The sequence below is a fragment of the Erythrobacter sp. CCH5-A1 genome (genome assembly GCF_001557115.1).
Taxonomy (GTDB): domain Bacteria; phylum Pseudomonadota; class Alphaproteobacteria; order Sphingomonadales; family Sphingomonadaceae; genus Erythrobacter.
Genome location: NZ_LSKQ01000203.1, coordinates 64,901 through 90,505, shown reverse-complemented (window position 1 = coordinate 90,505; position 25,605 = coordinate 64,901). Strand labels below are relative to the sequence as shown.

The 25,605-nt window shown below is 65.6% G+C and carries 20 protein-coding genes, 1 tRNA gene and 1 pseudogene; 11 read left to right on the top strand and 11 right to left on the bottom strand.

Translation table 11 applies throughout. The features are described 5' to 3' along the window. From AX708_RS20920 to pal, 3 genes and pseudogenes are all read left to right on the top strand, one after another. Window positions 1–489 (top strand): annotated as a pseudogene (locus AX708_RS20920) (hypothetical protein); the annotation flags it as partial. Beyond that, on the top strand, window positions 489–1,877 hold the full coding sequence (gene tolB / locus AX708_RS12640) for a Tol-Pal system beta propeller repeat protein TolB (RefSeq protein WP_066531240.1): 1,389 nt from the start codon (window positions 489–491) through the stop codon (window positions 1,875–1,877). The pseudogene AX708_RS20920 and the gene tolB, both read left to right, overlap by 1 nt. Window positions 1,878–1,903: 26 nt before the next feature. Further along, window positions 1,904–2,425 carry a peptidoglycan-associated lipoprotein Pal gene (pal, locus tag AX708_RS12635; protein WP_066531238.1) on the top strand — a complete coding sequence of 174 codons (522 nt, stop codon included), beginning with the start codon at window positions 1,904–1,906 and terminating at the stop codon, window positions 2,423–2,425. A gap of 114 nt (window positions 2,426–2,539) precedes the next feature. Here the strand turns inward: pal and AX708_RS12630 are convergent, their stop codons facing one another. Both AX708_RS12630 and AX708_RS20505 read right to left on the bottom strand, forming a co-directional pair. Beyond that, entirely contained in the window at window positions 2,540–3,805 is a 1,266-nt protein-coding gene (locus AX708_RS12630) for a hypothetical protein (RefSeq protein ID WP_156443449.1), read from the bottom strand. 101 nt (window positions 3,806–3,906) lie between these two features. Next, on the bottom strand, window positions 3,907–4,065 hold the full coding sequence (locus AX708_RS20505; RefSeq protein WP_156443448.1) for a hypothetical protein: 159 nt from the start codon (window positions 4,063–4,065) through the stop codon (window positions 3,907–3,909). Window positions 4,066–4,203: 138 nt separating this feature from the next. Here AX708_RS20505 and AX708_RS12625 point away from each other — a divergent pair, with 138 nt between their 5' ends. Further along, window positions 4,204–4,737 (top strand): J domain-containing protein, encoded by a 534-nt coding sequence (locus AX708_RS12625; RefSeq protein ID WP_066531234.1) that lies wholly within the window; start codon window positions 4,204–4,206, stop codon window positions 4,735–4,737. A gap of 10 nt (window positions 4,738–4,747) precedes the next feature. Here AX708_RS12625 and AX708_RS12620 read toward each other — a convergent pair whose 3' ends face one another. The 3 genes from AX708_RS12620 to AX708_RS12610 form a co-directional block, all read right to left on the bottom strand. Next, window positions 4,748–6,361: a DUF1963 domain-containing protein gene (locus tag AX708_RS12620; RefSeq protein WP_066531233.1), complete on the bottom strand. Its 1,614-nt coding sequence runs from the start codon at window positions 6,359–6,361 to the stop codon at window positions 4,748–4,750. A gap of 103 nt (window positions 6,362–6,464) precedes the next feature. Then, window positions 6,465–7,016, bottom strand: coding sequence for a DUF4274 domain-containing protein (locus AX708_RS12615; protein WP_066531231.1), 552 nt, complete (start codon window positions 7,014–7,016; stop codon window positions 6,465–6,467). Window positions 7,017–7,282: 266 nt separating this feature from the next. Continuing rightward, window positions 7,283–8,146, bottom strand: coding sequence for an SDR family NAD(P)-dependent oxidoreductase (locus AX708_RS12610; RefSeq protein ID WP_066531230.1), 864 nt, complete (start codon window positions 8,144–8,146; stop codon window positions 7,283–7,285). A 198-nt stretch (window positions 8,147–8,344) separates the two neighbouring features. Between AX708_RS12610 and AX708_RS12605 the strand changes: the two genes are divergently transcribed. Continuing rightward, a complete protein-coding gene (locus tag AX708_RS12605; RefSeq protein WP_066531229.1) occupies window positions 8,345–9,181 on the top strand; it encodes a DNA/RNA non-specific endonuclease in 837 nt (278 codons plus the stop codon). On the opposite strand, the gene AX708_RS12600 is transcribed toward AX708_RS12605, so the two are convergent. Together AX708_RS12600 and infC are read right to left on the bottom strand one after the other, a co-directional pair. After that, window positions 9,178–10,599, bottom strand: a complete 1,422-nt coding sequence (locus AX708_RS12600; protein ID WP_066531226.1) for a DASS family sodium-coupled anion symporter — start codon at window positions 10,597–10,599, stop codon at window positions 9,178–9,180. The genes AX708_RS12605 and AX708_RS12600 overlap by 4 nt on opposite strands. Before the next feature lie 114 nt (window positions 10,600–10,713). Continuing rightward, a complete protein-coding gene (gene infC / locus AX708_RS12595) occupies window positions 10,714–11,193 on the bottom strand; it encodes a translation initiation factor IF-3 (RefSeq protein ID WP_066531221.1) in 480 nt (159 codons plus the stop codon). A 348-nt stretch (window positions 11,194–11,541) separates the two neighbouring features. Here infC and AX708_RS12590 point away from each other — a divergent pair, with 348 nt between their 5' ends. Continuing rightward, window positions 11,542–12,048: a MarR family transcriptional regulator gene (locus tag AX708_RS12590; protein WP_067490181.1), complete on the top strand. Its 507-nt coding sequence runs from the start codon at window positions 11,542–11,544 to the stop codon at window positions 12,046–12,048. Here AX708_RS12590 and pdeM read toward each other — a convergent pair. Next, entirely contained in the window at window positions 12,045–12,752 is a 708-nt protein-coding gene (gene pdeM / locus AX708_RS12585) for a ligase-associated DNA damage response endonuclease PdeM (protein ID WP_066531216.1), read from the bottom strand. The two genes, AX708_RS12590 and pdeM, sit on opposite strands and share 4 nt — an antisense overlap. Window positions 12,753–12,865: 113 nt before the next feature. Between pdeM and hemF the strand changes: the two genes are divergently transcribed. The 3 genes from hemF to AX708_RS12570 all read left to right on the top strand — a co-directional run bounded on the left by hemF (window position 12,866) and on the right by AX708_RS12570 (window position 16,233). Then, window positions 12,866–13,723, top strand: a complete 858-nt coding sequence (hemF, locus tag AX708_RS12580) for an oxygen-dependent coproporphyrinogen oxidase (RefSeq protein ID WP_066531214.1) — start codon at window positions 12,866–12,868, stop codon at window positions 13,721–13,723. Window positions 13,724–13,787: 64 nt separating this feature from the next. Continuing rightward, the gene (locus tag AX708_RS12575) at window positions 13,788–15,878 is read left to right on the top strand and encodes a bifunctional (p)ppGpp synthetase/guanosine-3',5'-bis(diphosphate) 3'-pyrophosphohydrolase (protein ID WP_066531213.1); all 2,091 of its coding nucleotides are present in this window, start codon (window positions 13,788–13,790) and stop codon (window positions 15,876–15,878) included. Window position 15,879: 1 nt separating this feature from the next. Continuing rightward, entirely contained in the window at window positions 15,880–16,233 is a 354-nt protein-coding gene (locus AX708_RS12570; RefSeq protein ID WP_066531210.1) for a VOC family protein, read from the top strand. Between the two features lie 111 nt (window positions 16,234–16,344). Here AX708_RS12570 and AX708_RS12565 read toward each other — a convergent pair whose 3' ends face one another. Further along, entirely contained in the window at window positions 16,345–17,403 is a 1,059-nt protein-coding gene (locus AX708_RS12565; protein ID WP_066531208.1) for a peptidylprolyl isomerase, read from the bottom strand. 113 nt (window positions 17,404–17,516) lie between these two features. On the opposite strand from AX708_RS12565, the gene AX708_RS12560 reads away from it, so the two are divergent. Together AX708_RS12560 and AX708_RS12555 are read left to right on the top strand one after the other, a co-directional pair. Further along, window positions 17,517–17,607 (top strand) — tRNA-Ser (locus tag AX708_RS12560). A gap of 258 nt (window positions 17,608–17,865) precedes the next feature. Then, window positions 17,866–19,665 (top strand): hypothetical protein, encoded by a 1,800-nt coding sequence (locus tag AX708_RS12555; RefSeq protein WP_156443447.1) that lies wholly within the window; start codon window positions 17,866–17,868, stop codon window positions 19,663–19,665. 6 nt (window positions 19,666–19,671) lie between these two features. Here AX708_RS12555 and AX708_RS12550 read toward each other — a convergent pair whose 3' ends face one another. After that, window positions 19,672–20,103, bottom strand: coding sequence for a hypothetical protein (locus tag AX708_RS12550; protein WP_066531204.1), 432 nt, complete (start codon window positions 20,101–20,103; stop codon window positions 19,672–19,674). 24 nt (window positions 20,104–20,127) lie between these two features. After that, entirely contained in the window at window positions 20,128–25,605 is a 5,478-nt protein-coding gene (locus AX708_RS12545) for an AAA domain-containing protein (protein ID WP_066531202.1), read from the bottom strand.

Here is a 25,605-nt window from a genome sequence, read left to right as displayed (position 1 = left end):
ACCCGCGACCGATCGCGCCCCGACCGCACCCCGCCCAAGCAGGTGACCACCCCGCCGCGGCAGACCACCGGCAAACCGGGCGGCGCGCCGCGCATCGGCGACGATTTCCTCGACGGCAAGGGCAGCTCGACCACCACCACCGAAACCCGCGCGCCGGCCCAGGTGATCGGCGCAACCGAGCTCGCTTCGCTGCGCAGCGCGGTCGCGCGACAGGTCAGGGCCAAGTGGCAGGGCCGCGTGCCCCAGGGCCCCGATGCCGAGAAGCTCGTCACCCGTGTGCGTTTCCGGCTCAACCCCGACGGGACGCTCGCCGGCGAGCCTGAATTCCTCGGCGCCACCACCGGCGTCACCGATCTCAACCGCAACCAGGTCGCCCGCCACCGGGAGGAAGCGGTGCGGGCGATCAAGCTCGTCGGCCAATTCAAGGTTCCCTTCCCGGTGCCTGCCGATAAAAACAGCTTCACTCTGGTCTTCGATAGGAATTCGTAATGAAGGCGCTGATTGCCTTGCTGCTCGCCGGAACCGCCACCCTGCCTGCCGCCGCGCAGGACCTTGGCGCACCGCAGGGCGAGACCGCTCCGGTCGAAGTGATCGACAGCAGCGCTGACGAAGATGTGGAGATCCGCATCACCGACGAGGCCGCCTGGTCCGATATCGGCATCGCCATCCCCGCCTTCGCCACTGACCGCGAGCGTGCGACCCCCGCCAACGAGGCAGGCACCGGCGCATTGGGCCGCGAGATCGCGCGGGTGATCACCGCAAACCTGCGCAACAACGGCCTGTTCAAGCCCGTCGGCCCCGACAGCCTGCCGCAGCCCGCCTTCTCTGCCGTGCGCGCGCCTGCCTATGGCGCCTGGGCCGGGCAGGGGGCCGAGATGCTGGTGCAGGGCTATGTCACCGCGCGCGATGACGGGCGCCTCGTGGTCGGCTGCTACCTCTACGACGTCCAGCTCCAGCAGCAGCTGGTGAAGGAAGGCTGGGTGGTCGCCGCGGCCGACTGGCGGCGCGCGGCGCACAAGTGCAGCGACCTCATCTTCAGCCGCCTCACCGGCGAGAGCCCGTTCTTCGACAGCCGCATCGCCTATATCGCCGAGACCGGGCCCAAGGACCGCCGGGTCAAGCGGCTCGCGGTGATGGACAGCGACGGGGCGAACCACCGCTTCCTGACGCTCGGCAGCGCCACCGCGCTCACCCCGCGCTATTCGCCCGACTATTCGAAGATCCTCTACCTTTCCTATGTCGACGGCAACCCGCGCATCTATGTCTACGACATCGGCAGCGGCAAGCAGACCCTCGTCACCGAGAACCGGAACCCCACGCTCGCCCCGCGCTGGTCGCCCGACGGCAAGTCGATCCTGTTCTCGATGGCGGTCGCGGGCAATACCGACATCTATCGCATCCCCGTAACCGGCGGCACCGCGAAGAAGCTCACCGACAATCCCGGGATCGACGTGGGCGGCAGCTTCTCGCCGGACGGCAGCAAGATCGTGTTCGAAAGCGACCGTTCGGGCAGCCAGCAGTGCTACGTGATGGACGCGGACGGCTCGAACCAGAAGCGCATCAGCTTTTTCGGCGGGCGCTGCGCCACGCCCGAATGGAGCCCGCGCGGCGACCAGATTGCCTTCACGCGGATCGCGGGCGACTTCAACGTCGCGGTGATGAACACCTCGGGCGGCGGCATGCGCGTGCTCACCCGCGGCTGGCAGGACGAGGCGCCGACCTGGGCGCCCAACGGCCGCATCATCCAGTTCTTCCGCACCGAGAAGAACACCGGGCGTTCGGGCATCTGGCAGGTCGACCTCACCGGCCAGAACGAACGCCGCCTGCCGACCCCGGTTGACGCCTCCGACCCCGCCTGGGGCCCGATCCGCCCCTGAGATTTGCCACGAAAGGAACACGAGCGATGAACACCAAGCTTGCGACGATCCTGCTCCTCGCTTCTGCCAGCGCCCTTGCGGGCTGCGCCAAGAAGGCGCCGGTCGATCTGCCGCCCGATCCGGTGCAGACCACGCCGACCCCCGCCCCGACCACGCGTCCGACCACGCCGGGCGGCCCGGCTGTCGGCACGCAGGCGCATTTCGCGCAGGCGGTCGGCTCCTCGACCACGATCTATTTCGATACCGACCGCTACAATGTCGACACGCAGGATGCCGCCGCGCTCCAGGCGCAGGCGCAGTATTTCGCGCGCTATCCGCAGATCACCTTCACCATCGAAGGCCACGCCGACGAGCGCGGCACGCGCGAATACAATATCGCGCTGGGCGAAAAGCGCGCCAATGCGGCCAAGGCCTATCTGGTCAGCCTCGGCGTCGATGGCAGCCGCATTTCGGTGGTGAGCTACGGCAAGGAGCGCCCCGTCGCGCTCGCCTCGAACGAAGCCGCCTGGGCGCAGAACCGCCGCGCCGCGAGCGTCATCATCAATTGACCGCCTGCGGGGACCGGTTCTCGCGCCCGGTACCTTCGCTGCCGCCAATAAAGAACGCGCCGTTCGCAAGGCGAACGGCGCGTTCTGTTTGTGCCGATTGCTGGACAGGCCGTGTCAGTTGGCCTTCAGCACGCCCCACATGAAGTCATAGGACTTGAATCCGGCGGGCGTGTTCTGCGGTCCGATCGGGGCCGAACCAAGGACCGAAAAGGGCAAGTTAATCTTGCCGTTGTTGGCCACTTGGAACGCGGCTGCCGCATGGCACGATATGCACGATGATCTGTTCATCAGGACATCTGCGTTCAGCGGCTCGATGATCGGGCTGCCGAGCAAGGTCGGGTTGGCCGAAGTGCCGTAATCCACCTGAGTGCCGGTCAGGCAGTAATTGGCGAAAATCGGCGGGACCTTGGCATTGCGCAGCATGGCGATGGCCGCCGGTGATTTATCGCAGGCACCATACTGCCCCCAGTTCTGCTGGTTTGGCGCGACGAATGGCTTGGTCGCTCCGAAATTGTCGACACAGCCCGTCAGATCACACCGGCCGGGGGTGTAGGCATTCTCGAAATTCGCCCAAACCCAGTTGGGATAGCCCGGTGCCTTGATGGAGACGTGCATGCTGGTCATCGCCATCAGCACGGTTGCGGGAGTGCCTTCGCCCAAACTGCCGAGCGCGGTGTAAAACCTGGCCTTGACGAAGGATTCGGGCTTGCCCAGCCAGGCCGCTAGGGTTTTTACCGGGATCCAGTCAGCCTTGACGTTGAGCGCATTGGTCGGGAAAGCCACGGGGGCGCCGCCGTTGAAGGAGTTGATCAACCCCGACTTCGACCACAGGCCGTTGTTGACGATGTAGTCGTACGAGGCGCGGTCACGCCGCACTTCCTCGCCGACGCAGCCGTTCGCCGGGAAACCCGAATTGGCCGCAGCGTTGCCGGCTCCGAGACCGCCCGGCTTGCCGCAGCCCTGGCTTGGGCCGATGGCCTGCACTGTCCCCGTTCCGGCGGCAAGAGCGATCCGCGTCGACTGGTCATGGCCGATCGTCGTGGATTCCAGCACCTTGGCCTTGCGCGCCGTTGGCCATGCCGGACGATTGCACGGCTGGATCGGAGTGACGGGATTGCACGGATTGGTGACGTAGATGTCCTGGTCCGATGCCCAGGTCTCGTAAGCAACCTTGCCCGGTGCCGCCTTGCTGGGCGTCACGGCGCGCACGAAGTTCGCCCAGGCGAGCTGGTCATTGGCCGGCGAACCGCCGGGCACCGGAGGTGCGGCTGACTGCGCGGTCACTGGGACCACCTGCGACATCATTAACGCCACTGCCGCAACAGACAGGCCCGCAAGCGTCGGGATACGGGAAAAACGGCTAAAAATCGGCTTTTTCATTGCGACCCCCTTTGGTTAAGTGCGTGAACACAGCTTCACGCACCGAGGCGTCCGGTGCGAAAAAATTCACCGAACGTGGGGTAGATAGCAAAAAAAGCATTTTACATCAATGATTTTTCCGAAAATGCCGCGGCTTGATAGGTCGCCGCCGATGCAACCGGCGCCTCGATCCCCGCCATCTCGCGCGCGCTGGTGACCACGCACAGGCCCGCGAGCGCGAGGACACAGAACAGGCTGGAGAGGGTCAGTTGCTGGCTCATGGCGTCTGGTCCTTTTGCAATGCAGCATTTCACATTGCAACCGGTTCCCGCGTTCTCACGCCTTCCCATTTGCGGCCACAGCGCCTAGACTGACCGCGTGACCCCATCGACCAACGACATGACCCCGGGCAAGACCCGATGAGCCGCGCGCGCCGGTCGATGGACTGGGGCTTTCCGCGCTGGCGCGGCTATGGTTCCTCGCAGGAAGCGGCCAATGTCCGCATCTGCGACCGCCACGGCTGCGACGAGCCGGGCGATTGCCCCGCGCCCAAGGCCCCCAACAGCCGTGACCGGTGGTATTTCTGCCAGAAGCACGCGGCCGAATACAATTCCAAGTGGGACTACTTCGAAGGCCTCGACAAGGCCGAGAAGGAGGAGCGCGCCCGCGCCGAGCGGCAGGAAAGCGCGGGCTATGCCGAGAGCGCGCATTACGGCTGGGCAGGCTCGGGCGACGGCTCGCGCTCGGCCGATGAAATGCGCGCGCTGGAGGTGCTCGGCCTCGAACCCGATGCCGATTTCAATGCGGTGAAAAAGGCCTACCGCGCCCGCGCCAAGGAAGTCCACCCCGACGTGAAACCGGGCGATGCCGAGGCGGCCAGGCAGTTCCAGCTGATCCAGACCAGCTACGAAGTCCTGCGCGCGGCGGAAGAGCGGCGCGAGTGGCGCGGTTGATGCGGCAGCGTCAGTAGCTGCTGGCGACCGACACCACCCGGTCGAACCGCCGCGCGGCGAGATCGTCCGGCCGGATCAGATATTGCACCACCCCCTCACCCAGCGAGAAGCCGGGTACGCTGTGGCTCGGCAGTTCGAGCAGCAGGACATATTCGTCCATCAGCTCCTCGACATCACCCTGCACGTAGCTCGGCGGGCCGAGCAGACGCGCCGGGGTGCTGGCCCTGATGTAGCGGACTGTCGGAAGCCCGCCGGCGTCACGCAGCGCGGTGTATTCCTGCCATGTGCCGTGCTTGAGTGGGTCGTGGCGTTCGGTCTCCATCGACTCGAAGGCGAGCCTGGAGGCGCGCATCGCCTGGTCGATGAATTCTTGCGGGACCCGGTCCAGTGCGCGGCTGCCGGCACCGAGGCTGAGTCTGACGGCACTGACAGCATGCTGATGCATGTCGACGCGCAAGCCGATGTGATGGTCCTTGCGTGCCTCGAGCCATTGCCAGATGTCGTCGGCGACGGACTGGTCGAGCGGGTCCGACATCGGACGCTGGCAGCCGAGCAGGAACACTTCCTTTGCCTCGTCCATCCACACCGCCACCTGGGTATCGCAATCTTCGTCGTTCATGTCGGGGTGGTGGCGCTTCAGGCTTTCCCCCATGCTCCTGCGAAGGTCTCCGATCATCGTCGCCGCCAGATGGCGCACCGCCGCAAAATCGTGCGGATAGGCGGGAAAAGGGCGGGCAAAGGGCCGGCGCGGCGCGGGGCCTTCGCGCAGCGGCTCGGCAGGCGCGCCGTGGGTCGCGATGGCGAGCAGCTGCTCATTGCCTCCTGTGTCGCCGTAAAACAGGCGCTCGCCTTCCGGCAGGGCATCGGCGGCGGCCGAACAGTCGAGCGCGAAGGGCTGGAACGGAAAGCGCGGCATCACGCGCGGGACGTGATCGCGGGCGTTGTCGATCGTGTCGGTGCAGCCCTCCTGATACACACCCTGATCGCCGAAGATCGGCGGCGCGTCGGCGGGGAGGGGGATTTCGGCCCAGCCTTTGGTCGGGCCGGGGTGATGGAGGAAGGCTTCGATCCGGGCCTCGCGATCGCCATTGCCCCATTCGAGGTCCATGAAGCAGTAAAGCACGCCGTCGGTCGGCAGAAGGCCGTGCTTGTCCTGCGCGGCGAGCGCCTCGCAATCCCACTGCATCATGAAGGTGAGCGGCTGGCCCTCGTTGCCGTGGCGGCGCGGCCATTGGAAGCCTTGGGGGCCGATCGGCAGGCCGCCGAAGAACGACAATCCGTCTTTGCCCGGGCCTTGGGGAAGCGCGGTGCGCAGCACGATCGCGTTGCGGCGCGCGGCGTCGATGGCTGCGGGCAGCGGGCCCTCCGGCGGGGGCGGGGGTGCGTTGTCGTCGATGATCTTCTGGAGCAGCTCGGCCCCGGTCATTGTGCCGAGCACGGGGTGGTCGATGACGGGTTCGTCAGCGCGCGCAAGGCCGATCGCGCCCCGCTTGAGGCTGGCAGGCGGGAGGCTCTCTTCCTGTCCGGTGTCGGCCGGCCGGCTCCTGACGCGTTTGAGGATCGCGCCGATGCCAAAAACGAGAAGGGCGACGAACAGCAGCTGGTAAAAGGCGGAATTGTCCATCGGCGCTCCGGAGACAAAAGGAAGCGCTGGCATAGAGCCTTGTGGTTAAAACCGCCTTGAAGCAAGGCTTTGGCTGGGGCGCCGGGCGGATGCCCGCCCCGGCCTATTCGGGGAAGAGGTCGTAATACTCGTTGCGGTCGGCATAGCCGCCGACCTTGCGGCCGGGGATCGAGAGCCGCATAAGCTCGGGGTGGAGCCTGATCGCGGGATCGTCGAAATCGGCCTGCTGTTGCAGCAGATATTCGATGTCGCGCAGCCGGGACGCGCGCTCGCGCTCCGCATGGGCGGCGATGTTGAGCCCGTGGCTCTCGCGGAAGTCATAGGCGATCTCGGAGCGCTGGTAGCCGCCCGCGTTGAAACGCTGCACGATATACTTGAGCATCGGGGCGACGGCATATTCGTTCTCGCCCATCGGCTCGTCGCAATCCTGCCAGTCGTAGCCGGTCGGCTCGCCTTTCCAGAAGGTCATCACCGCCGTGGCCCGGTCGCAATCAGGCTGGCTGACGATCCAGTAGAGCGCGTCAAGCCGGTCATCCCAGTTGAGGTTATCGGCATAGCGGTGCCAGTCGTCGGGTGAACGGCTGGCGAGGAATGCCATCTGGCGCTGGAACAGTTCTTCCTGCTGGCGTTCGAAATCGTCGAGGGCTGGGTTCATGGCGACGTGGTCCCGGTCGGCGGCGTTGGTGCGAAGTGTCTAAGCAGGAATGATAAAGGATTGCTGAAGCCGCGTCCGGCGGACAGGCGCGCACGCGCCCCCGGCGTCATTCCGGGCGGTAGGAGAGAAAGGATTTTCCTACTCTCGCGCTGTCTGACAGCTTGCCCGGATGACCTGCTTCGCGCCCGCTTCAGCTTGTGCCTGTGCCGCCTCGGGCAGCCGCGCGCGGGCGAAGGTTTTCGCTTCTGGACAGTGTCTCTCGTGTCTCATGGTTCAGCCTTGCGCGCGTCTGGCTGAACGGCCGGACCGGCGAAGCCCTTGCCCCTCGAGTCGATCTGCGGATCGGGGTTGTCGTTCCACCACGGCACGTCGGTCCAGGGGCGCACGTCGACCTCGTGGCTCCAGCAGTTGCGGGGCTGGTGGGCGAGGTGCCAGTAGGTCTCGGCTAGCGCGGCGGGGTCGATCACGCCGTTCTCGCCCTTGCCCGCCTTGAAGGCGTCAAAGCGGTCGCCGAGCAGCTTGCCGAGCGTGTCGGGGGCGTCGACCGGGCCGTCGACGATGACGTGGGCGACGTGGATGCCCTTGGGGGCGAACTCGGCGTTGAGGGTCTGGCACAGCATCCGCCGCCCGCCCATCGCCGCGGCGTGGCTGTGCTGGCCCGCGTTGCCGCGCACCGCGGCGGTGGCGGAGGTGACGAGGAGGGTGCCGTGGGGGCCGCCATCGCGGGCGCGCTCCACCATGTGCGGGAACAGCGCGTGGGCGAGGCGGAAGACGCCGAAGGTGCCGAGCCGCCAGCCGAGCTCGAAGATGCGGTGCGGGGTGTCGGGCAGGGCGCGGTTCCCGATCTGCGCGCCGAGGTTGTAGAGCGCGGCATGGATGGGGCCGATCTCGGCCTCGGTGCGCGCGACCAGCTCCTCGATGCTGCCGTCCTCGGCGGCGTTGAGGAGGGTGCCGGTGGCAGAGCCGCCCGCGGCCTCGATCTGGCGGGTCATGCGGGCAAGGCCTTCCTCGTCCGAGCGGCGGGCAAGGACGGCGTGGTAGCCCCCGGCGGCAAAGCGCGCGGCGGCGTTCCCGCCGATCCCGGCGCCCGCGCCGATCGCAAGGAACACCGGCTTGCGGCTGTCGGTCATGTGCTCTCTCCCTCAGGCCGCCGAGCTTACTGCGGTGTCACACGCTTGCAAGCGGGGCGGTCTAGGGTGGCCTTCAGAAAACGGCAGTTTGGCAGGCCGGACGCCGCCCGCCACTCTTGAACCAAGGCCGCAAAGGCGCAGGTCGCATTCCAGATCAATCGGGGGCCGGACGGCTTCCTTCACGAGGAGGAGTGAGGCATGAACGATCCGTTCCTGATGCAGCGCGAGCTGCGCTATGGCTACCCAGTGTGCGATCAGGTGCTGACCGGGCGGCACTTCACCATCGGCTATTCCTGGTACTTCCGACAGGCCAAGTGGACACTGGAGATCATCAACCGCGATCTGCCGCTGGTGAACGACACCGTGCCCGAGGTGGACCGGCTCGACAACTTCCGCGCCGACACCCGCATCCCCGAGCGGTTCCGGGCGGGTCTCAAGGCCTATGTCGGCAGCGGCTATGATCGCGGGCACCTGGTGGCGAGCGCCAATCAGGATCTGGTCGAGATCCAGAACTCGGAGACCTTCCTGCTCTCGAACATGTCGCCCCAGCACCCCGATCTCAACCGCAAGCGGTGGCGCGAGCTCGAGGAGGCGATCCGCAAGCTCGATGCGCGCAATGACGTGCTGGAAACCTACGTACTGACCTGCCCTGTGTTCTACTTTGGCGAGCCGGTGGAGCGGATCGGCAAGAACCTCCCCGATTTCGGGATCAGCGTGCCCGTGCCGCATGCCTTCATCAAGAGCGTGCTGGTGGAGGACCGGCAGGGGCGGCATCGGCTGTGGACCTTCAAGATGCCCAATCCACCGCTGGTGGCCGATCCGGCGCTGCCCGATCCGCTCGCCAGCCGCGACCTCTCCAGCTACCTGATGAAGACCTATGATGCCGAACAGATCGTCGGCGGGCGGTTCTGGGACGGGATCTCGGGGGGTGACATGCACCTCGCCAAGGGGGGCGAGAAGAAGCTTGAGGCGATGTGGCCGGATGATGCCCTTGCGCCCTTCCCGGGGCTCAAGGACCTTCCGCCCGTGCCCTAGACAAGAGCGGCGATCCCCCAGACCACGGCGACGATCAGCACCGCCCCTGCCACATCGAGCAAGGCGCCCGCGGTCACCATCGCGCCGATGCGGATGCGGCCGGTCGACCACGCGATCGCGTTGGGGCCGGTGCCGGCGGGCAGCATGAAGCCCCAGCTCGCAGCGAGCGCTGCCGGGAGCGCCAGCAGCACCGGATCGACGCCCAGGGCCACCACCAGCGAGGCGACCACGGGGATGATCCCGGTGGCGGTCGCGACGTTGCTCGCAAACTCGGTGACCACGATAACCAGCACCGTCATCGTCAGCGCGACCAGCAGCAGCGGCCAGGTCTGGAGCGGGAGCAGCGCGGTGCCGATCCACCCGGCAAGACCCGAGGCCGCCATGCCGGCTGCCAGCGCGAGCCCGCCGCCGAACATGAAGATCACGCTCCACGGTGCGCGCTCGGCCTCGTGCCACACCAGCAGCGGGCGGCCGGTGCCGTCGGGGAGCAGGAACAGGGCGAGGGCGGCGATGACGGCGATGGTGCCGTCGGTCCACGAACCGGGCGGCAGCATCGCGGCGACCAGCGGCTGGGTGGCCCAGGCGAGGAAGGTGAGGAGCGCGACCGGCACCAGCCGCTTCTCCGACGCCGTCCAGGCGGCGTTGCTGTCGATAGCGGCGCGCGCGGCGGGGACATCGAAAGCGTGCCCGGCGACCCGCTGCACCCGCGCTACGATGAGCGCGGCGAGCGGCACGCTCAGCAGCACCAGCGGGATGCCGTACAGCGACCACTCGGCAAAGGTGATGCGCACGCCCGCCAGCTTGTCGAGCAGGCCGACGGCGATGGCGTTGGTGGGCGATCCGACGATGGTGCCGAGGCCGCCGATGCTGGCGGCAAAGGCGATGCCCATGGGCAGGGCACCGTGTAGCCCCGTCTGGAGCGGCGCGTCCCCCTCCCCGGATCGCGAGCCCCCCTCCAGCACCGCCAGCGCCATCGGCATCATGATCAACGTGGTCGAGGTGTTGGAGATGAACATCGAAAGGAGCGCGGTCGAGAGCATGAAGGCGATCAGCAGCCGCACCGGACCGCCATCGGCGCCGACCACGCGCAGGATCGCGAGGCTGAGGCGGCGGTGCATGCCGGTGCGCTCGATCGCCAGCGCGATGAAGGCACCCCCCAGCAGCAGGAACAGGATCGGCGAGTAATAGGTGCTCGCGGTTGTCTCGGCGTCCGAGACCCCGGCAAGCGGCAGGATCACGAAGGGCAGCACGGCGGTCACCGCAAGCGGCACGGCCTCGGTCATCCACCAGGCCGCCATCCACCCGGTCAGCCCGGCGACCGCCCAGGCGCTCTCGCTCATCCCCGTCGGGGGAGGCGTGAGCACGGTCAGCGCAAAGGCCAGCGGGCCGAGGAAAAGGCCGATCCGGCGTGCGGTCATGCAGTGTGCTCCCCGGCCATGGCGAGGACGTATCAGCACGGGCTGCCTCTGGGCAAGGAAAAGGGGCGGAAGCCCTGCGGCCCGCCCCTCTTGTCCTTCACCGGGATCGCGCGATCACTTGGGCGCGAGCACCATCAGCATCTGGCGGCCTTCTAGGCGAGGAAAGGCCTCGACCTTGGCATATTCAGCCACATCGTCCTGCACCTGCTTCAGGAGATCCATCCCGAGGTGCTGGTGCGCCATCTCGCGCCCGCGGAAGCGCAGGGTGATCTTCACCTTGTCGCCATGCTCGATGAACTTGTGCACGTTGCGCATCTTCACGTCATAGTCATGCGTGTCGATGTTCGGACGCATCTTCACTTCCTTGATGTCCTGCGTCTTCTGCGTCTTGCGTGCGAGGTTCGCCTTCTTCTGCGCCTCGTAGCGATATTTGCCGACATCGAGGAACTTGCACACCGGCGGGTCCGCGTTGGGGGACACTTCGACGAGGTTCAGGCCCTTCTCGTTGGCCTGCTCGATCGCTTCGCGGGTGTACATCACGCCGAGGTTTTCGCCTTCGTCATCGATGACGCGAACCTTGGGGACGTTGATCATGAAATCGTAGCGCGGGCCGCTTTTGACAGGCGGGGCCAGCGAGCGCCGGGGGGGACGTGATATGGGGTGTTCTCCTGTGGTAACTTCGTGCTGGCGGCTATGTAGTGCGAAACGCGGGCAAACGCCAGATGGAGTCTTCACCCCCCTCGCCTGCGACATCGGAAAAAGGGGCGATGCCGCAGCAGCCGCGTGATTCGCCCGAAGCAAGAATGAGAAAACTCCAGATTGAACGTAAACCACTTTTAAAGCGAATTGGTTAGCCTTCCGAAGAGGCGCTCATCTGTTATAACCCGTTTGCTAAACAGGCTTTTTGAACTTCATCCGGAAACCTGTGGGGGAAAGCGTGCTATGAACGTCGATGAGCTCCTGGGTCAGCTCGAAGCGAACATGTCGCCGTCGTCCTTGCGGGATTTATCCGCAACTCTGCTCAGATTGGCGGACTCGATCGACCAGGATTGGAATCCCGCTCTGGTCCGCTCGAACTTTCCCTGGTTCTCGCAATCCGCGAGGATCGAGCGCAACGCCATATCGCTCGCCTTTTCGGCGACCAAGGAAGAGCATCGCGCCAGGCTGCGCGAAGATGTCATCGGCGCCGATCTGCTCGGCATCCCGGCCTGGAACATGCTTCTGGAACTGTTCAAGCAATTTGCGGGCGGAGCCAAGGTTTCGACCAAGAGCCTGCAAATCATCGCCGGCTGTCCCGAGACGACCGCGCTGCGGATCATCGACCGGCTCGAAAACCGCGGTCTCGTGGCCCGAAGCCACTCCGAGGGCGACCGGCGCGTTACCTTTGTCGCACTGACCCGCGAAGGTGTCACCAAGGTGGGATCTGTTCTCGAACGCCTGAGCGATTAGGCCGCCGCCTGCCACAGCGGAAAGCGCGCGATGCGGCCGCTTGCCGGCATCAGCGCCTCGATCTTGGCGGCCGGTTGTAGCGCGCCGAGGATTTCGGGATGGCCCGCATCGAGCCCTCCGGTGAGGGTGCCGAAGGCGGGGAGGATCATGCGCTCGGGCCCCATCACGCCGCGTCCCAGCACCGCGCAAGGCCGGGCGATGTGGCGGTTGCGGACGTTGACACGCAGCTTGGGATGGTAGTGGCCCGACAGCTCGGGCGCGGTCTCTCCGGCACGGGCCTCGTGGCGCAAGGTGACGCCGCCGATCACCAGCTCGGGCAGGATCGTCCCGCCGAAGCCTTTCGGCAGAGCTTCGTCATGGTTGCCGGTGATCCACACCCAATCGAGCGAGCGGGTCAGCGCTTCGAGCATGCCGGTGCAGTGGGCATCGAGCCGAAGCGCACCCGCATCATCGTGGAAATTGTCGCCCAGCGTGATGACCCGCCGCGCGCCCGTTACCCTCACCGCGTCCGCCAGCCGCTCGAGCGTGTCGCGGCTGTCATAGGGCGGGAGCATCTGGCCCCTTGCGGCAAACCAGCTCGCCTTTTCCAAGTGCAGGTCGGCAACCAGCAATGCGCGCTCGGCCGGCCAGTAGAGCGCGCGCCCTTGCCCGAGGGCAAGCTCGTGTCCGGCAAACGGGAAGGGGGCGAACATAGCGCGAACCATGCCCTCCCTCTGCCGCCAATTCCGGCGCTTGGCAACACCTGCGGCCCGGCAAAGTCGGGGTTGCGGCCCGCGCGCCTTCGCCTATGGTGCGCGAAGATGACGGACGGGGATGTATGACGGACTGGACACCTTACACCGAACGCGCGCGCGTGTGGTTCGAAGCACTGCGCGATGACATCTGCGCCGAATTCGAGAGCATCGAGCGCGAGGCGGGCTCGGACGCCGCCTTCCAGTACACTCCCTGGCAGCGCGAGGAGGAGGGCAACCCGGATCCCGGCGGCGGCACGCAGGGGCTGATGAAGGGCAAGGTGTTCGAGAAGGTCGGGGTCAACGTCTCGACCGTGCGCGGCAGTTTTGCGAAAGAATTCGCCGGCAGCATCAACGGCGCGAGCGCGGAAGCCCCCGGCTTCGTCGCGACCGGCATCAGCCTCGTCGCCCACATGGCCAACCCGCACGTGCCTGCGGTGCACATGAACACCCGCTTCCTCACCACCACCAAGGCGTGGTTCGGCGGCGGCGCGGACCTCAATCCGCCGCTCCCCTATGCCGAGGACACCGAGCAGTTCCACGCCGCCATGCGCGCCGCCTGCGAGCCGCACAACGAGACCTATTACGAGCGCTATTCGAAGTGGGCGGAGGAGTATTTCTACATCCCCCACCGCAAGGTCCACCGGGGCGTGGGCGGGCTGTTCTGCGACCACCTCGAATGCCCCGACGATACGACGTGGGAGCGGAATTTCGCCTTCATCCAGGACATCGGCAAGCAGTTCCTCGAGGTCTTCCCGGCGATCGTGAGGAAGCGGATGCACAGCGAGTTCACACCCGAGGACGAGGCGCAGATGTTCGAATACCGAGGCCGCTATGCCGAGTTCAACCTCGTCTACGATCGCGGCACGATCTTCGGCCTGAAGACCGGCGGCAATATCGACGCGATCCTGATGAGCCTCCCGCCGCGCGCGACGTGGTCGTGACCTTTGTGACGGCGGGTTTCTTCGCACTTGCGGCACCGCGCCCGCGCGCACATATTCCCTAGCGATGCTCCGCCAGTACGAACTCGTCGAGAAGGTCCTCGATTACGACCCTGACGCCGACGAGGCGATGCTCAACCGTGCCTATGTCTACACCGTGCAGAAGCACGGCAGCCAGAAGCGCGCGAGCGGGGACCCCTATTTCTCGCATCCCGTCGAAGTCGCGGGGCTGATGACCGACCTGAAGCTCGATCAGGCGACGATCATCACCGCGCTGCTCCACGATACCGTGGAAGACACGCTCGCCACGATCGACGATATCGAGGCGCATTTCGGGGCGGAAGTGGCGCGGCTGGTGGACGGCGTCACCAAGCTCTCCAAGATCGAGGCCATGCCCGAGAACGAGCGCGCGGCCGAGAACCTGCGCAAGTTCCTGCTCGCTATGTCCGAGGACATCCGCGTGCTGCTGGTCAAGCTCGCCGATCGCCTCCACAACATGCGCACGCTGCACTTCATCAAGAACCCCGACAAGCGCAAGCGCATCGCCCGCGAGACGATGGACATCTACGCCCCCCTCGCCGAGCGGGTGGGGATGTACGAATACATGCGCGAGATGCAGGCGCTGGCCTTCCGCGAATTGGAGCCGGAAGCCTGGGCCACGATCACGGGCCGGCTCGAACAGCTGCGCTCGCAAGGCGGCGGGCAGGTCGACGACATCGCCTTGAAGATCAAGCAGCGCCTCGCCGAGGCGGGGCTCAAGGTCGAGGTCTGGGGGCGCGAGAAGCACCCCTATTCGATCTGGCACAAGATGGCCGAACGCCACGTCAGCTTCGAACAGGTCACCGACATCATGGCCTTCCGCGTCCTCACCGAAAGCGAGGAGGACTGCTACCGCGCGCTGGGCATTCTTCACACTACCTGGCAGTTCCTGCCGGGGCGGTTCAAGGACTACATCTCGACCCCCAAGTCGAACGGCTACCGCTCCTTGCACACCTCGCTGATGTACGAGAATTCGATGCGGGTGGAGGTGCAGATCCGCACCCGCGAGATGCACCGCACCAACGAATTCGGCCTCGCCGCGCACTGGGCCTACAAGCAGGGCGACAAGCCCGACGGGGCGGTGGGCTGGCTGCGCGACCTGATCGAGATCGTCGATGCCAGCCATGATGCCGAGGAACTGCTCGAGCACACCCGCATGGCGATCTATCAGGATCGCATCTTCGCCTTCACCCCCAAGGGCGCGCTGTTCCAGCTGCCCAAGGGCGCGACCGCGGTCGACTTCGCCTTCGCGGTCCACACCAAGCTCGGGGTGCAGACCGCGGGGGTGAAGATCAACGGGCGGCACATGCCGCTGCGCACGCCGCTGGCGAACGGCGACGTGGTCGAGATCATCAAGAACCCCCACGCTTCGCCGCAGCTTTCATGGCTCGCCTTCGTCGTCACCGGCAAGGCGCGCGCCGCGATCCGCCGCGCAGTGCGGATGAAGGAGCGTGATGAGGTCGCCGCCATCGGCGCCAAGCTGTTCGATGAGATCGCCGCGCGCGTGCCCGCCCGGATCGGCAAGAAGGCGATCCGCGCGGCCGTGGAACGGCTCGGGATGGAGGAGCCCGACGACCTCATGTACGCCATCGGCGCGGCCAAGATCGCCGACCGCGAAGTGATGGAGGCGCTCGTCCCCGGCTGCACGGCGGGGATCGAGGAAGATGAGCATTGGGAGCGCCGCGAACGCGCGATCTCGATCACCGGCCTCACCCCCGGGGTCGCCTTCGAGCTCGCCCCGTGCTGCCACCCCGTCCCCGGCGACCGCATCGTCGGCATCCGCCGCAAGGGCGAGCCGGTGCTGGTCCACGCGATCGACTGCCTGGAACTCGCAAGCGGGGTCGACAGCGACTGGATCGATCTTGCCTGGGGCAAGCAGTCGGTCGGCGCGACCGGGCAGCTGTCGGTGACGATCTACGACCGGCTCGGCACGCTCGCCGAGATGGCGGGCATCTTCGCGCAGAACAAGGCCAACATCATCACGCTGATGCAGGCGCAGATCGACCATCCTTTCGTCACTTACGACGTCGAGGTCGAGGTGGAGGACGTCAGCCACCTCAACCGCATCGTCTCGGCCCTGCGCGCGAGCGACGCGGTGGCGCAGGCGGAACGGCAGTAGGGTGCCGGTCGTCGGGCTCGATCACGTGCAACTCGCAATACCTGCGGGCGGCGAGGATCGGGCGCGGGCGTTCTTCGCCGGATTGCTGGGAATGGTGGAGGTGCCAGCCAACCTCTCGGCCAGCGGCTGCTGGTTCATAGGCGGAGGCGCGGCCCTGCACATCGGCGTCGACCCCGATTTCCGCCCCGCGAAAAAGGCGCACCCCGCGCTGCTGGTGGACGACCTTGCGGCTCTGCGCGAGGCGCTGGCAGCGGCGGGCTTTCCGGTCCGCGAGGACAAGCCGGTGGAAGGCTACACGCGCTTCTTCACCGAAGACCCTTTCGGCAACCGCATCGAACTGATGGAGCAGGCGTAGGGCCATCCTTCGTCATTGCGAGCGTTGCGAAGCAATCCATCGATCGACGGTTCCGCAATGGGCGACGTCTGTCCATAGATTGCCGCGCGGCTGCGCCGCTCGCAATGACGATTAAGAAGCGACCCGCCGCACTGGCACCTTGATGTTGCAGATGTCCGCGCCGCCGGCGGGGACGATGAAGAACGGATCGCGGCGGTTGGCGATGGCCTCGGCATAGCGGATGAAGGCTGCGCTGTCGGTTGAGAGAAATTCGAACTTCGGTTGCTCGGAAGAGGGCAGGTCGCTCGCCACCCTGACGGTCAGGATCGGGGTGCGCTTGGCTGCTTCCTCGGCGGTGTAGAACCCCAGATCGCCCTTTCCGCGCGGGAGCGAGGAGAGGTGCTCCATCCCCTCGATTACCCGGCCGACCAGCGCGATATTGCGATCGAGGTGCCGGGGCGCATGGCCGATCACGGCATATAGCTCCGCGCCCGATCCGGTGTCGGGCGAATAATTCCGCCCGACGCCGACCATGCCGTAGCAGTGGGTGGGCCAGAACCTCTCGTCCTCGCCAGCAAATGGCCAGCCCTGCGTGAAGGCCGAGAACGCCGAATAACGGTCAGCCAGCGCTGCGCGCGCCTTCTGGCTCTGCTCCGGTTCCGGCAAGGCGGCGAGAGCTTCGACATCGACCCCGGCAGTCACCAGCCCCGTGACCGTAGCCGCGCCTTGCCTTATGCCACGATCCGCCGCCCCCGCAGGAACGAAGGACGCGGCCGTATACTCCGCCTCCCCCATCACCTTCAGTCCCTCGGGCAGGGGCTTGGGCTTCCCCGTCGCTTCGGGATTGTCGTAATTGGGATCGCCCCACTGGGTGACGTAGTTGTCCTGCACCCGGTTGACCGAGATATTGTCGTACCACTTGGCGCGGGCGAAGAGGCGGATGTTGTGGATCCACCCTTGCGAGAAGGGGGCGGGCATCAGCTGGATCACCACGGTGCGCGGGCGGCCCTCGGCGTCGGGGGCGAGGGTCATCACCAAGAGGTCTTCGGGCGCAATCGCCACCCAGTCGCTCGCGGGCGCGGCGGCGACGATTTCGGACGGGGCCGGGTAGGCGGGCTTGGCGGCCTCCTCGGCAGCGAGCGGCACGGTCAGGGCGAGCGCAGCCGAAGCCGCCAGAAGCAGGGTTCTCATGCGGCAAGTGGTGCCATCACGCGCCTTGCGAAGCAATCCATTCACCGCTAGTGCGCGCGCTCCTGCCCTTGAAAGCGCACAGGCCGCAAAGCGGTAGCGTCCAAGGACACGACGGAGCAGTGGCCGAGTGGTCGAAGGCGCACGCCTGGAAAGTGTGTATACGGCAAAACCGTATCGAGGGTTCGAATCCCTCCTGCTCCGCCAAAAGCCGCTGAAAATTCGAGATATTTGTCCCGATCGGGACCGGGCGCCCCGATCCGCTCGTGCCCGGGCACGGGCTTGCCGATTGCTTGCCGAGGTGTCGCCGGATGGTTTGCCCCGGCGCGCGGTGGTAAGCTGGCGCCGGTCATGGCGGATTTCGCCAAGACCTGTCGGGAAGTCTTTTCAGGTATTTATCGCTTGTAAACCATAGGTGAATAGATCTCCCTGCCATTGGTCTGCTGCGTTTTTGGGTGATTGGCCGTGAGCTTCATGAAGTTTGGCCGAAAGGTTTTCGGCCGCAAGGATTCGGGAAATGCGCAGCCCGATGCGCAGCCAGGTTCGCGCTTGTTCGATCGCGGTGCGCCGACCGGTGGAAACGCACCCTTCGATCGCCATCTCGAACAAGCGACGCTGTTGGCGCGCAACTCCCCTTACCCGGCCTCCGGTTGCCGCCAGGCCCTCGATTTTCTCTCGCCCGAGGAGCGCGGCGATTTGCTTGCCGATCTGGCCTTCCGGCCCGGCATCCATGATGGGTACATGCGCGAAAAGCCCCAGCAGGAAATGGTCGCGTATTATACTTTGAACGCGATCTGGCAGACCGAAATCATGGTTCGGCCAGAGCACCTTGGCGCTCTGCTGGCCCTGCTGACCGGCAACAAGTCCCTGAGGGAAAGGAATTATTTCGAATCTGAGTTCAAGGCATTGCTACGATTGATCGACAGCACGATCCGGCAGGGAGCATACCTTTCAAGTAAGGATTGCGAGGAATTGGCGCAAATGGCTGCCGCCATCCGCAGTGCGCAAAAATCGTATCGCAAGGCGGACACCAAGAAGATGATCGCCCGCGCCGAAAGGCTGGAAAAGCTGGCCGGCGTGGAAGTCAGTGCCACCGAATTCCTGATGCAACGCTGCGAAGGTGCTGAAAATCCGTTCGCCATCGTCGACAAGCCACGGCCCAATGCGCAATTCTGGGCAGACTTGCTGGCAGAGGTCACTCTCGCGCTCAACGAAATCCGGCTGGCCACCAAGGGATCGTCAAAGCCCGACTGGTCCCGCACCGCCGCAGCCTTCGCCAATGCCTGGCCGGTCTGCGGTGACGTTTGCCCGAGCTTCGACGCCTGGAAGGCCAGCAACCAGCCGGTTGCGGCGCTGGTGCAACACAATGGCAAACGTAACGGGTGGGCGGATCCCGAAGCCTATCGCCGCCTGCCCTCGACCATCGCGGCAGCACAGGCGCACTCGCGCTACAACTGGCAAAGCGATCAGATTCCCGGGCTCGAGGTTCTTGCGGATCTGGAAAATCCGGACTGGACCGCCCTGGTCGAGCACATGATCACCCAGCGGCGCGCCACCAAGGCCACAAGGGCGTGGCAGAAGGAAGCGCTCGCTCTGTGCGATCCGATCGGCATCGAATTGGTCGAGACACGCCTGCACGACTGGCTGGCCCTGTTCCATACGCCAATGCTGGGAAGGGAGGCCTATACCAACGTCTGCAATGGCGAGCGCTTTTCTGCCGCGATCGATCGGCTCGAAACCGCGCATCCCGACTGGCCGGCGCGCCATGCGTCGGAAACTCGGGCGCTTGGCCGGGCCGTGGCCATGGCGATTGCCAGCGGCGCCTCCCAGGACATCTGTTTCGATTTCCATGCCCAATTGATCCGGCTGGATGATCACACCTACAAGAACAGGAGCGCCACGACCGGCGTGCTGCACATGCTCGCGCCGGCTTACAAGGGCGCCTCGTACGCTACCCTCGCCACATGGATGCGCCTCAGCGTGGAGAACGAGGAATTCCTGCGCGGTGCCCTGTGGCTGGTGGCGCTGATGCCGAACCGTGCGCGCGCAATCGAGGCGCTCGAACGCACCGCGCAAAGCGCTGCGACCTACACCTGGACGGGCGACGATGGCATGCGGTCGAAGATCATCGCCAATGCCGCGATCGCGACCTTGATCGACATGGGCGGGAAGGACATCGATCCGGCGGTGCTGCGCCTGTCCAGGGTTGTCGAACACCAGACCATCAGGATGCCCCTGCTGGCCCATCTCGATACGCCGGATTGATCGGGATCAACTGGCAATCGCGCTCCAGATCCCGACGCCCAGCGCTGCAGACATGACAGGGGGGACGACAAGCGCCCGGCCCGATCCTGCGAACTTGCCGATTGCCGCAGCGAGCAACATTCCCAGCGTCACGACGATCAGATATTGTTCCACGCCGTACCACGGAATGAGGGCGATCAGGAACTTCGCAACGCCGCCTGAAACCGCGCGGAATATGGCAGCGGCGAGCAGCAGCACCGACCCCGCGGCCCACCATACGAGGCTGCTCGTGACAAAAGGTGCGGCACCGAAGGATGGCCCGAGCACCGCGACGGCAATGCCGCAAGCCAGCAGCAGGCCGACAAGCCCGTTCGGCACGTTGCCGCTGCGCAGGTTCGCCACCAGCAGGGGTGTCATGGCCAACATCAGCAGGCCCAGTTTGATGAGTTCAGGTGTCATGGTTTTCCCGCCGGCCCGTCAGCCTCAGCTGAATTCCTCGTAACCCTTGCGCGTCTTCTCCAGCGTCAGCTTGTTCGCTTCGCGCTGCGCGCGGTCGGCATCCTCATAGCTCTTGACCACGCGCTGACCCTTGGTGCCCACGCGTCCGAATTCGACGATCAGGTCGCATCCGACCACGCCCACGCGCCAGAACTTGTTCGAGGAACCCGCGACGAGCCGGTACTCGGTCATGCCGTCGGGCGCAGACGTAGCTGTCTCGTGAGCCGAGGCTTCGGGTGCGGCGAGAGGATTGCCCTCCGGCTCCAGGATGGGTGCGCCCGGCTCCTTTCCGGCGTCCAGCGGCGGCAGACTGGTACCTGCCATCGGATCCCCATCTGCAAGATCCCAGCTGGATCGCTGCAATTCGGCCTCGATCCGCTCGACCACCTGTTCGCGTGATCGCAGCCAGCTGGTGACCGGCACATCGATCACGCGCCAGCCGAAGGCGCGCAAGATGCCGGGCCTGAAAACGAACCGTTCCTCGATCGCCGCCGTGTCGGTGCTGCTGCGGTCGAGCAGGACGCCCAGCGCATATCCGCTGCCAGCCGGATCGACGATGGCAAGGTCGCAGCGGAAGCTTGCCCCGCCGACGTGCTCGTGAACCTCATGCCCCTTCGCCCGCAGCGCAGCGGCGATTGCACTGCGGACAGGATCGGGCGGCAACTGCGCATCGAAGGTGCGCGCGGCATCGGGGTTGAGCGTTGCGAGCACCGCCTGGGCATTGTCGTGCGCCCCGGCCGACTGCGCTTCGGCAAAGGCGAGGAAGCTGCGCAATGCGCGTGCACCGTCATTGTGGATGTTGGTGATCGCTTCGGGAGCGATGGTGGAGACGATGGCCATGTGCCGCTTGGCGCGGCTGAAGATGACGTTGAGCCGCTTTTCCCCGCCCCGCTGGTTGATCGGGCCGAAATTCATCGCCATCCGCCCGTCAGGCCCAGGAGCATAGCACACGCTCATCAGGATGATGTCGCGTTCATCGCCCTGTACATTCTCCAGGTTCTTGACGAAGAGCCCGGTGAATTGGCCGTCATCCTCGCGTTCGACTTCGCGGGTCAGCGCTGCGGAAAAGGCTGCATCCTCTGCGGCGAGGCGTTCGAGCGCATCCTCGATCTCGGACTGCTGCGCTTCGGAAAAGGCGACGATACCGATGGTTTGCCCGGTCTCGCGCCGGAGCAGCTCGCGCACCAGGCCGGCGATGTAGCGCGCTTCCGGCAGGTTGGCGCGGCGCTCGTAGACACCGTCCGCCATGCGATGGGCGGTAATGGGTGCGGCAAGCAGGCGATCGACTCCCGCAGACCATGCTGCATCGTCGTCAGAGGACACTGGTCCATCGGCGCCGTGCCGGGTCCGCAGCGACCTGTCGGGTATCGTCACCAATTCGCCCGCATAGAAGGCGGCATTGGAGAAGCTGATCAGCGCCTCGAAACGGCTGCGGTAATGCCACGCCAGCAAGGTTGCCGGCAGGTTGCGCGCGGCCTGACTAAGCAGGCTGTCGGCATCGAGCACGATGGCGATGCGCTCGCCATCCTCCTCGGCCAGCACTTCCATATCCTCGTCCGATTGCGCGGTCGCGAAAAAGCTGGTCGGCGGAAGCTGCATCTCGTCGCCGACGATCACGACCTGACGTGAGCGGCAGAGCGCCGGAACCGCATCCTCGGTCGGAACCTGGCTGGCTTCGTCGAAAATGACCACGTCGAACAGTTCGGGTTCGAGCGGGAGCGTGTCGGAAACTGACAGTGGGCTCATAAGCCAGACAGGCTTGAGATCATTGACCACCCGCCCGCTGTCGCCACTGGCGAGTTCGCGGATCGACTTGTAGCGCATCGTCTTGCCGAATTCGTGCTCGAGCTCGCGCCGTCCGGTGGCGTAGGTTTTCTTGAATTCCCGCCCGGCATTGTCGAGTTGGGTGACCGAGGTTTCGGAGATCTTCACATTGTCGCGAAACTGGCGGTGCAGGGTTGCGCGGATGGCTGCCGAATTCTGATCGCGCAGAAGCTCCCGCGCAGCGGCGGCGCGGCGCGAGACGACGATCATGCGATCGATGTCGAACCGGCGGATGTCGGGATTGGCGCGCTCGCGCCGTGCGATCGCTTCGTCCACCACCAGCGCCTCTATTCCCGCAAGCGGCAACGCAAGGCGCGTGAGCGCAGCGGTGACAGCGGGCGGGGCGGCGTGGACTTCGGACAGATGCGGCAGCAGATCGGGCAGATCGTCCAGATTTTCGCGCAGGTCGCGCAGCAATTCGCCGACCGTTTCGATTGTGAGCTGGCCCGGCTCGTCCAGGCTCGCCGCCAGCGTCTCGCTTAAGCCGCGCAAGGTTGGCGCCTGCAGTGCAATACGAGCGAGGGCCTGATGACCGACGCCCGAGGAAGCGAGGGCCAGCAGCTTGCCGACCGGGTCGGAATGCGTGCCGCCGACGAGAGTGCCGCGCAGGTCGAGCAGGGCACGCAGATCGCCTGTGCCCAGCCGCTGTTCGATAGCCGCTGTCTCGCTCGCCAGATCGGCGCGGGCTTCGTGCAATGCCGCGAGCGAACCCAGCACCGCGGTGATTTTCGGTTTCACCGCATGGGAAGCAAAGTCATAGCGCGCCGCGACTGTGGACTTGAGCGCTCTCCAGGCACCGCTGAAGATGGCGAAGAGCGAGCCTTCCTTCGCTCGCGCCAGTTCCAGCGCGGCGGCGGTGTCTGCCGGACCCAGCGGATCGCTCCATCCGGCAGCGTTCTGTGCGGCAGTCGTTTCGGCGGCCTCGAGCTTGGCGAGCGCTGCCATGTCGCGCTGCAATGCCTGCGATTGCGATGACAGCGGATCGAGCAGCCCCGGAGAATTGGCGAGGCCGGTGGCTACCATCTTCGCGGCAAGTTCGGCCACTGCGCAAGCTTCGGCAAGCGCGGTGTCTCCCGATAGCGGGATCGCCGGATCTTCGAGCAGTTCGTCGAGCCGCTGGATAAGCCCCTCGGCAGACGCAATTGCCGCTTCCACCGCCGCATAGGGGCGATCCTGCCGGATCACCTCGCCGCGCAGCCGCGCGAAGGGATGGGAGGCGAGGTCGGACGCACCGACGATTTCCTTGAACGCCCGGAACACCCGGCTCGCCATCTGACGGTTCGCATCCCACAGCGCGATGCCGGGCAGGGTCTCGCGCGCGGCGGCACCGATCCCGCCGACGACAGGCGGCAAGGCTGCGGCGCGGCGCACAAGGTCGCGCAAGGCAAGTTCGCCATCGCTCCCCGCATTGCCGACAGCCGCTTCGAATGCGCTGATCTGCTGCAGATGCTCCTTGAGCGCAGCGACAGTCTGCGCACGGGCAGCGCGTGCATCCTCGAGCCCGTCCGACGTGCGGCCCCAGCGCTCGTAATGATCGCGCAGGTCGGCGATGAAGTCCTTCTTGTCGTCCTGCGCATCGTGGATGATCGTTGCCAGTCCATCGAGACCGGCCTGGCCCAGCCGGTGGTAGACAACGTCCAGAGCGGCGCGTTTCTCGCACACGAACAGCACCCGCTTGCCCTGTCCGGCATAATCCGCGATCAGATTGGTGATCGTCTGCGACTTGCCCGTACCGGGCGGTCCCTGAATGATGTAGCTGCGCCCGGTGCGCGCGAAAGCCACCGCCTGCTCCTGCGTCGCGTCACTTGGAACGACGCCCCACTGTTCTTCCGGCGGGATTGGAGGCGGTGCCCCTTCCACGAATGGCCGCGGCTCGATCGAGAACACCTGATCGAAGGCAGGTTGCGTTTCCGGCTTGTCGATCAGCGCATTGTAATCGCGTACCAGCGACATCTTCTTGTAGTTGAAATTGGCAAGAGTGACGCCCGTCAGGTCGATCTCCCATACGAATTTGTGGCCTTCGCCGCTGGCCTTGCCATAGGCCAAGCTCTCCGTTTCGGCGACCATGAACTCGCGCTTGGGCGTGTATCCGCCGCCGGTTGCGATGCGCTGCGGCAAGGGATCGGGCTTGACGAATTTCTCGAACAGGACGAGGCCCAACGGGCGATAATCGTCGCGCGCATAGTTGAAATCGGCCTTGGCGCTGATCGTCTCTTTCTTGCCCGGTCGGCGGCGATTGAACTTGTTGACGCGTGCCACCGCGCGCTGGAGGATCAGCCGGATCGCGGGGCGTTCCTGCAACTCCAGCCGCACGCCCGGTTCGCTTTCGTGGATCTGCGTGCGGATGGCTTCATGGATCGCCTCGATCGGGGTTTCCGCGAGGTCGACCGTTTCGGGCAGTTCGATATCGTAGAGCTGGCGCAGCATGTGCCGCAGGGCCGGATTGAATTCCGCCACCGAGTCCACGCAAGTCATGACATAACGGTCGCGCACGCCCTTGCGGCGGGAGACCTCCACCGGCAGCCACAGCAAGGGCGAACTGATGCGCTCGTCGGGTGCTTCCTTCAGGTTGTGCCAATGCAGGAACGCGACGGTCAGCCTGAGGCTGGAAAAGCCGTACTCGTTCCGGTTCCGGCGATTTTCCTGAATGATGCGATCAAGCTGCGAAGGGATCTGCGGCTGGTCCTCGAACCGCAGCCAGCGATTGAGCGGCACGGCCTTGCCGCTCAGCACATCCTTGGCGAACTGGCCCTTCCAGGTACACAGATCGTCGGCACGCACACTCTCGATGCGCATCACGATCGGGATGCTCGCCTCGGTGTAGTTGATCGAGCTTTGCGTGGCACGAAAGTGGATCAGCCGGTTGCGGCGGGAGAGGTCGAACAGCCGGTCGCGAAGATGCGCCAGCACCGCCGCACGGCGACCGGGAACGCCCTGCGCCTCGGCGAGAACGCGCTCGACTTCGATGCCCGTCGGCTGATCGCGCCACGTATCCAGCCGCCGCGCGAGTTCGGCCACATCGGTCGCGCGTTCATGGCGGTTGAGCTCGGTCGCTTCGAGGATGATCGAAGCGATGACCGGATGCAGGCGCGGCGCGATGGCGAACAGGTTCTGGCGATTGAGGGAAAAGCGCTCGACGTCATCGAATTCGGCCGGATCGAGACCGCAGGCAAGCGAAGCCATGACCATGCCCAGCTGGAACACATCGGTGATTTCGTCGTGGTGGCCCAGCTCCGTTTCCCAGGTGCGCAGCCGGGTGATGTAGACCGGGCTTTTGAGTTCGATCTCGTCACCGTCGAGCACCGACAGATCGTCAACCTTGGTCCCGCGGTCCTCATCCTGCGTGACGCGGTAATTGCCGACCAGCTTCAATGCGCTGGAGACCTGGGGCTGCACCGCGTGGATGGCGTAGAGGTTGGCGCGCGGCGCAATCCCTGCAGGATCGGCAAGCGCCAGTTGGCCGTCCTCCAGTTCCACCACGGTGTCGAGCCCGATCTGCGCTACCTTGCCATGGGCATGAAGGTCGGCAACCTGCCGCATCAGCCCGAGAACGGCGTGCACCAGATCGTCGGGAGGCAAAGGCTTGCCATCCGAAAGGACGGCACGCAGCAGGCGCGTGGGGTTTGCTCTGATGTCCAT

What these genes read in the sequence shown, in the direction of transcription:
- tolB (WP_066531240.1), top strand. Translation starts at nt 489, where the DNA reads ATGAAGGCGCTGATTGCCTTGCTGCTCGCCGGAACCGCCACCCTGCCT.
- pal (WP_066531238.1), top strand. Translation starts at nt 1,904, where the DNA reads ATGAACACCAAGCTTGCGACGATCCTGCTCCTCGCTTCTGCCAGCGCC.
- AX708_RS12630 (WP_156443449.1), bottom strand. Translation starts at nt 3,805, where the DNA reads ATGAAAAAGCCGATTTTTAGCCGTTTTTCCCGTATCCCGACGCTTGCG.
- AX708_RS20505 (WP_156443448.1), bottom strand. Translation starts at nt 4,065, where the DNA reads ATGAGCCAGCAACTGACCCTCTCCAGCCTGTTCTGTGTCCTCGCGCTC.
- AX708_RS12625 (WP_066531234.1), top strand. Translation starts at nt 4,204, where the DNA reads ATGAGCCGCGCGCGCCGGTCGATGGACTGGGGCTTTCCGCGCTGGCGC.
- AX708_RS12620 (WP_066531233.1), bottom strand. Translation starts at nt 6,361, where the DNA reads ATGGACAATTCCGCCTTTTACCAGCTGCTGTTCGTCGCCCTTCTCGTT.
- AX708_RS12615 (WP_066531231.1), bottom strand. Translation starts at nt 7,016, where the DNA reads ATGAACCCAGCCCTCGACGATTTCGAACGCCAGCAGGAAGAACTGTTC.
- AX708_RS12610 (WP_066531230.1), bottom strand. Translation starts at nt 8,146, where the DNA reads ATGACCGACAGCCGCAAGCCGGTGTTCCTTGCGATCGGCGCGGGCGCC.
- AX708_RS12605 (WP_066531229.1), top strand. Translation starts at nt 8,345, where the DNA reads ATGAACGATCCGTTCCTGATGCAGCGCGAGCTGCGCTATGGCTACCCA.
- AX708_RS12600 (WP_066531226.1), bottom strand. Translation starts at nt 10,599, where the DNA reads ATGACCGCACGCCGGATCGGCCTTTTCCTCGGCCCGCTGGCCTTTGCG.
- infC (WP_066531221.1), bottom strand. Translation starts at nt 11,193, where the DNA reads ATGATCAACGTCCCCAAGGTTCGCGTCATCGATGACGAAGGCGAAAAC.
- AX708_RS12590 (WP_067490181.1), top strand. Translation starts at nt 11,542, where the DNA reads ATGAACGTCGATGAGCTCCTGGGTCAGCTCGAAGCGAACATGTCGCCG.
- pdeM (WP_066531216.1), bottom strand. Translation starts at nt 12,752, where the DNA reads ATGGTTCGCGCTATGTTCGCCCCCTTCCCGTTTGCCGGACACGAGCTT.
- hemF (WP_066531214.1), top strand. Translation starts at nt 12,866, where the DNA reads ATGACGGACTGGACACCTTACACCGAACGCGCGCGCGTGTGGTTCGAA.
- AX708_RS12575 (WP_066531213.1), top strand. Translation starts at nt 13,788, where the DNA reads ATGCTCCGCCAGTACGAACTCGTCGAGAAGGTCCTCGATTACGACCCT.
- AX708_RS12565 (WP_066531208.1), bottom strand. Translation starts at nt 17,403, where the DNA reads ATGAGAACCCTGCTTCTGGCGGCTTCGGCTGCGCTCGCCCTGACCGTG.
- AX708_RS12550 (WP_066531204.1), bottom strand. Translation starts at nt 20,103, where the DNA reads ATGACACCTGAACTCATCAAACTGGGCCTGCTGATGTTGGCCATGACA.
- AX708_RS12545 (WP_066531202.1), bottom strand. Translation starts at nt 25,605, where the DNA reads ATGGACATCAGAGCAAACCCCACGCGCCTGCTGCGTGCCGTCCTTTCG.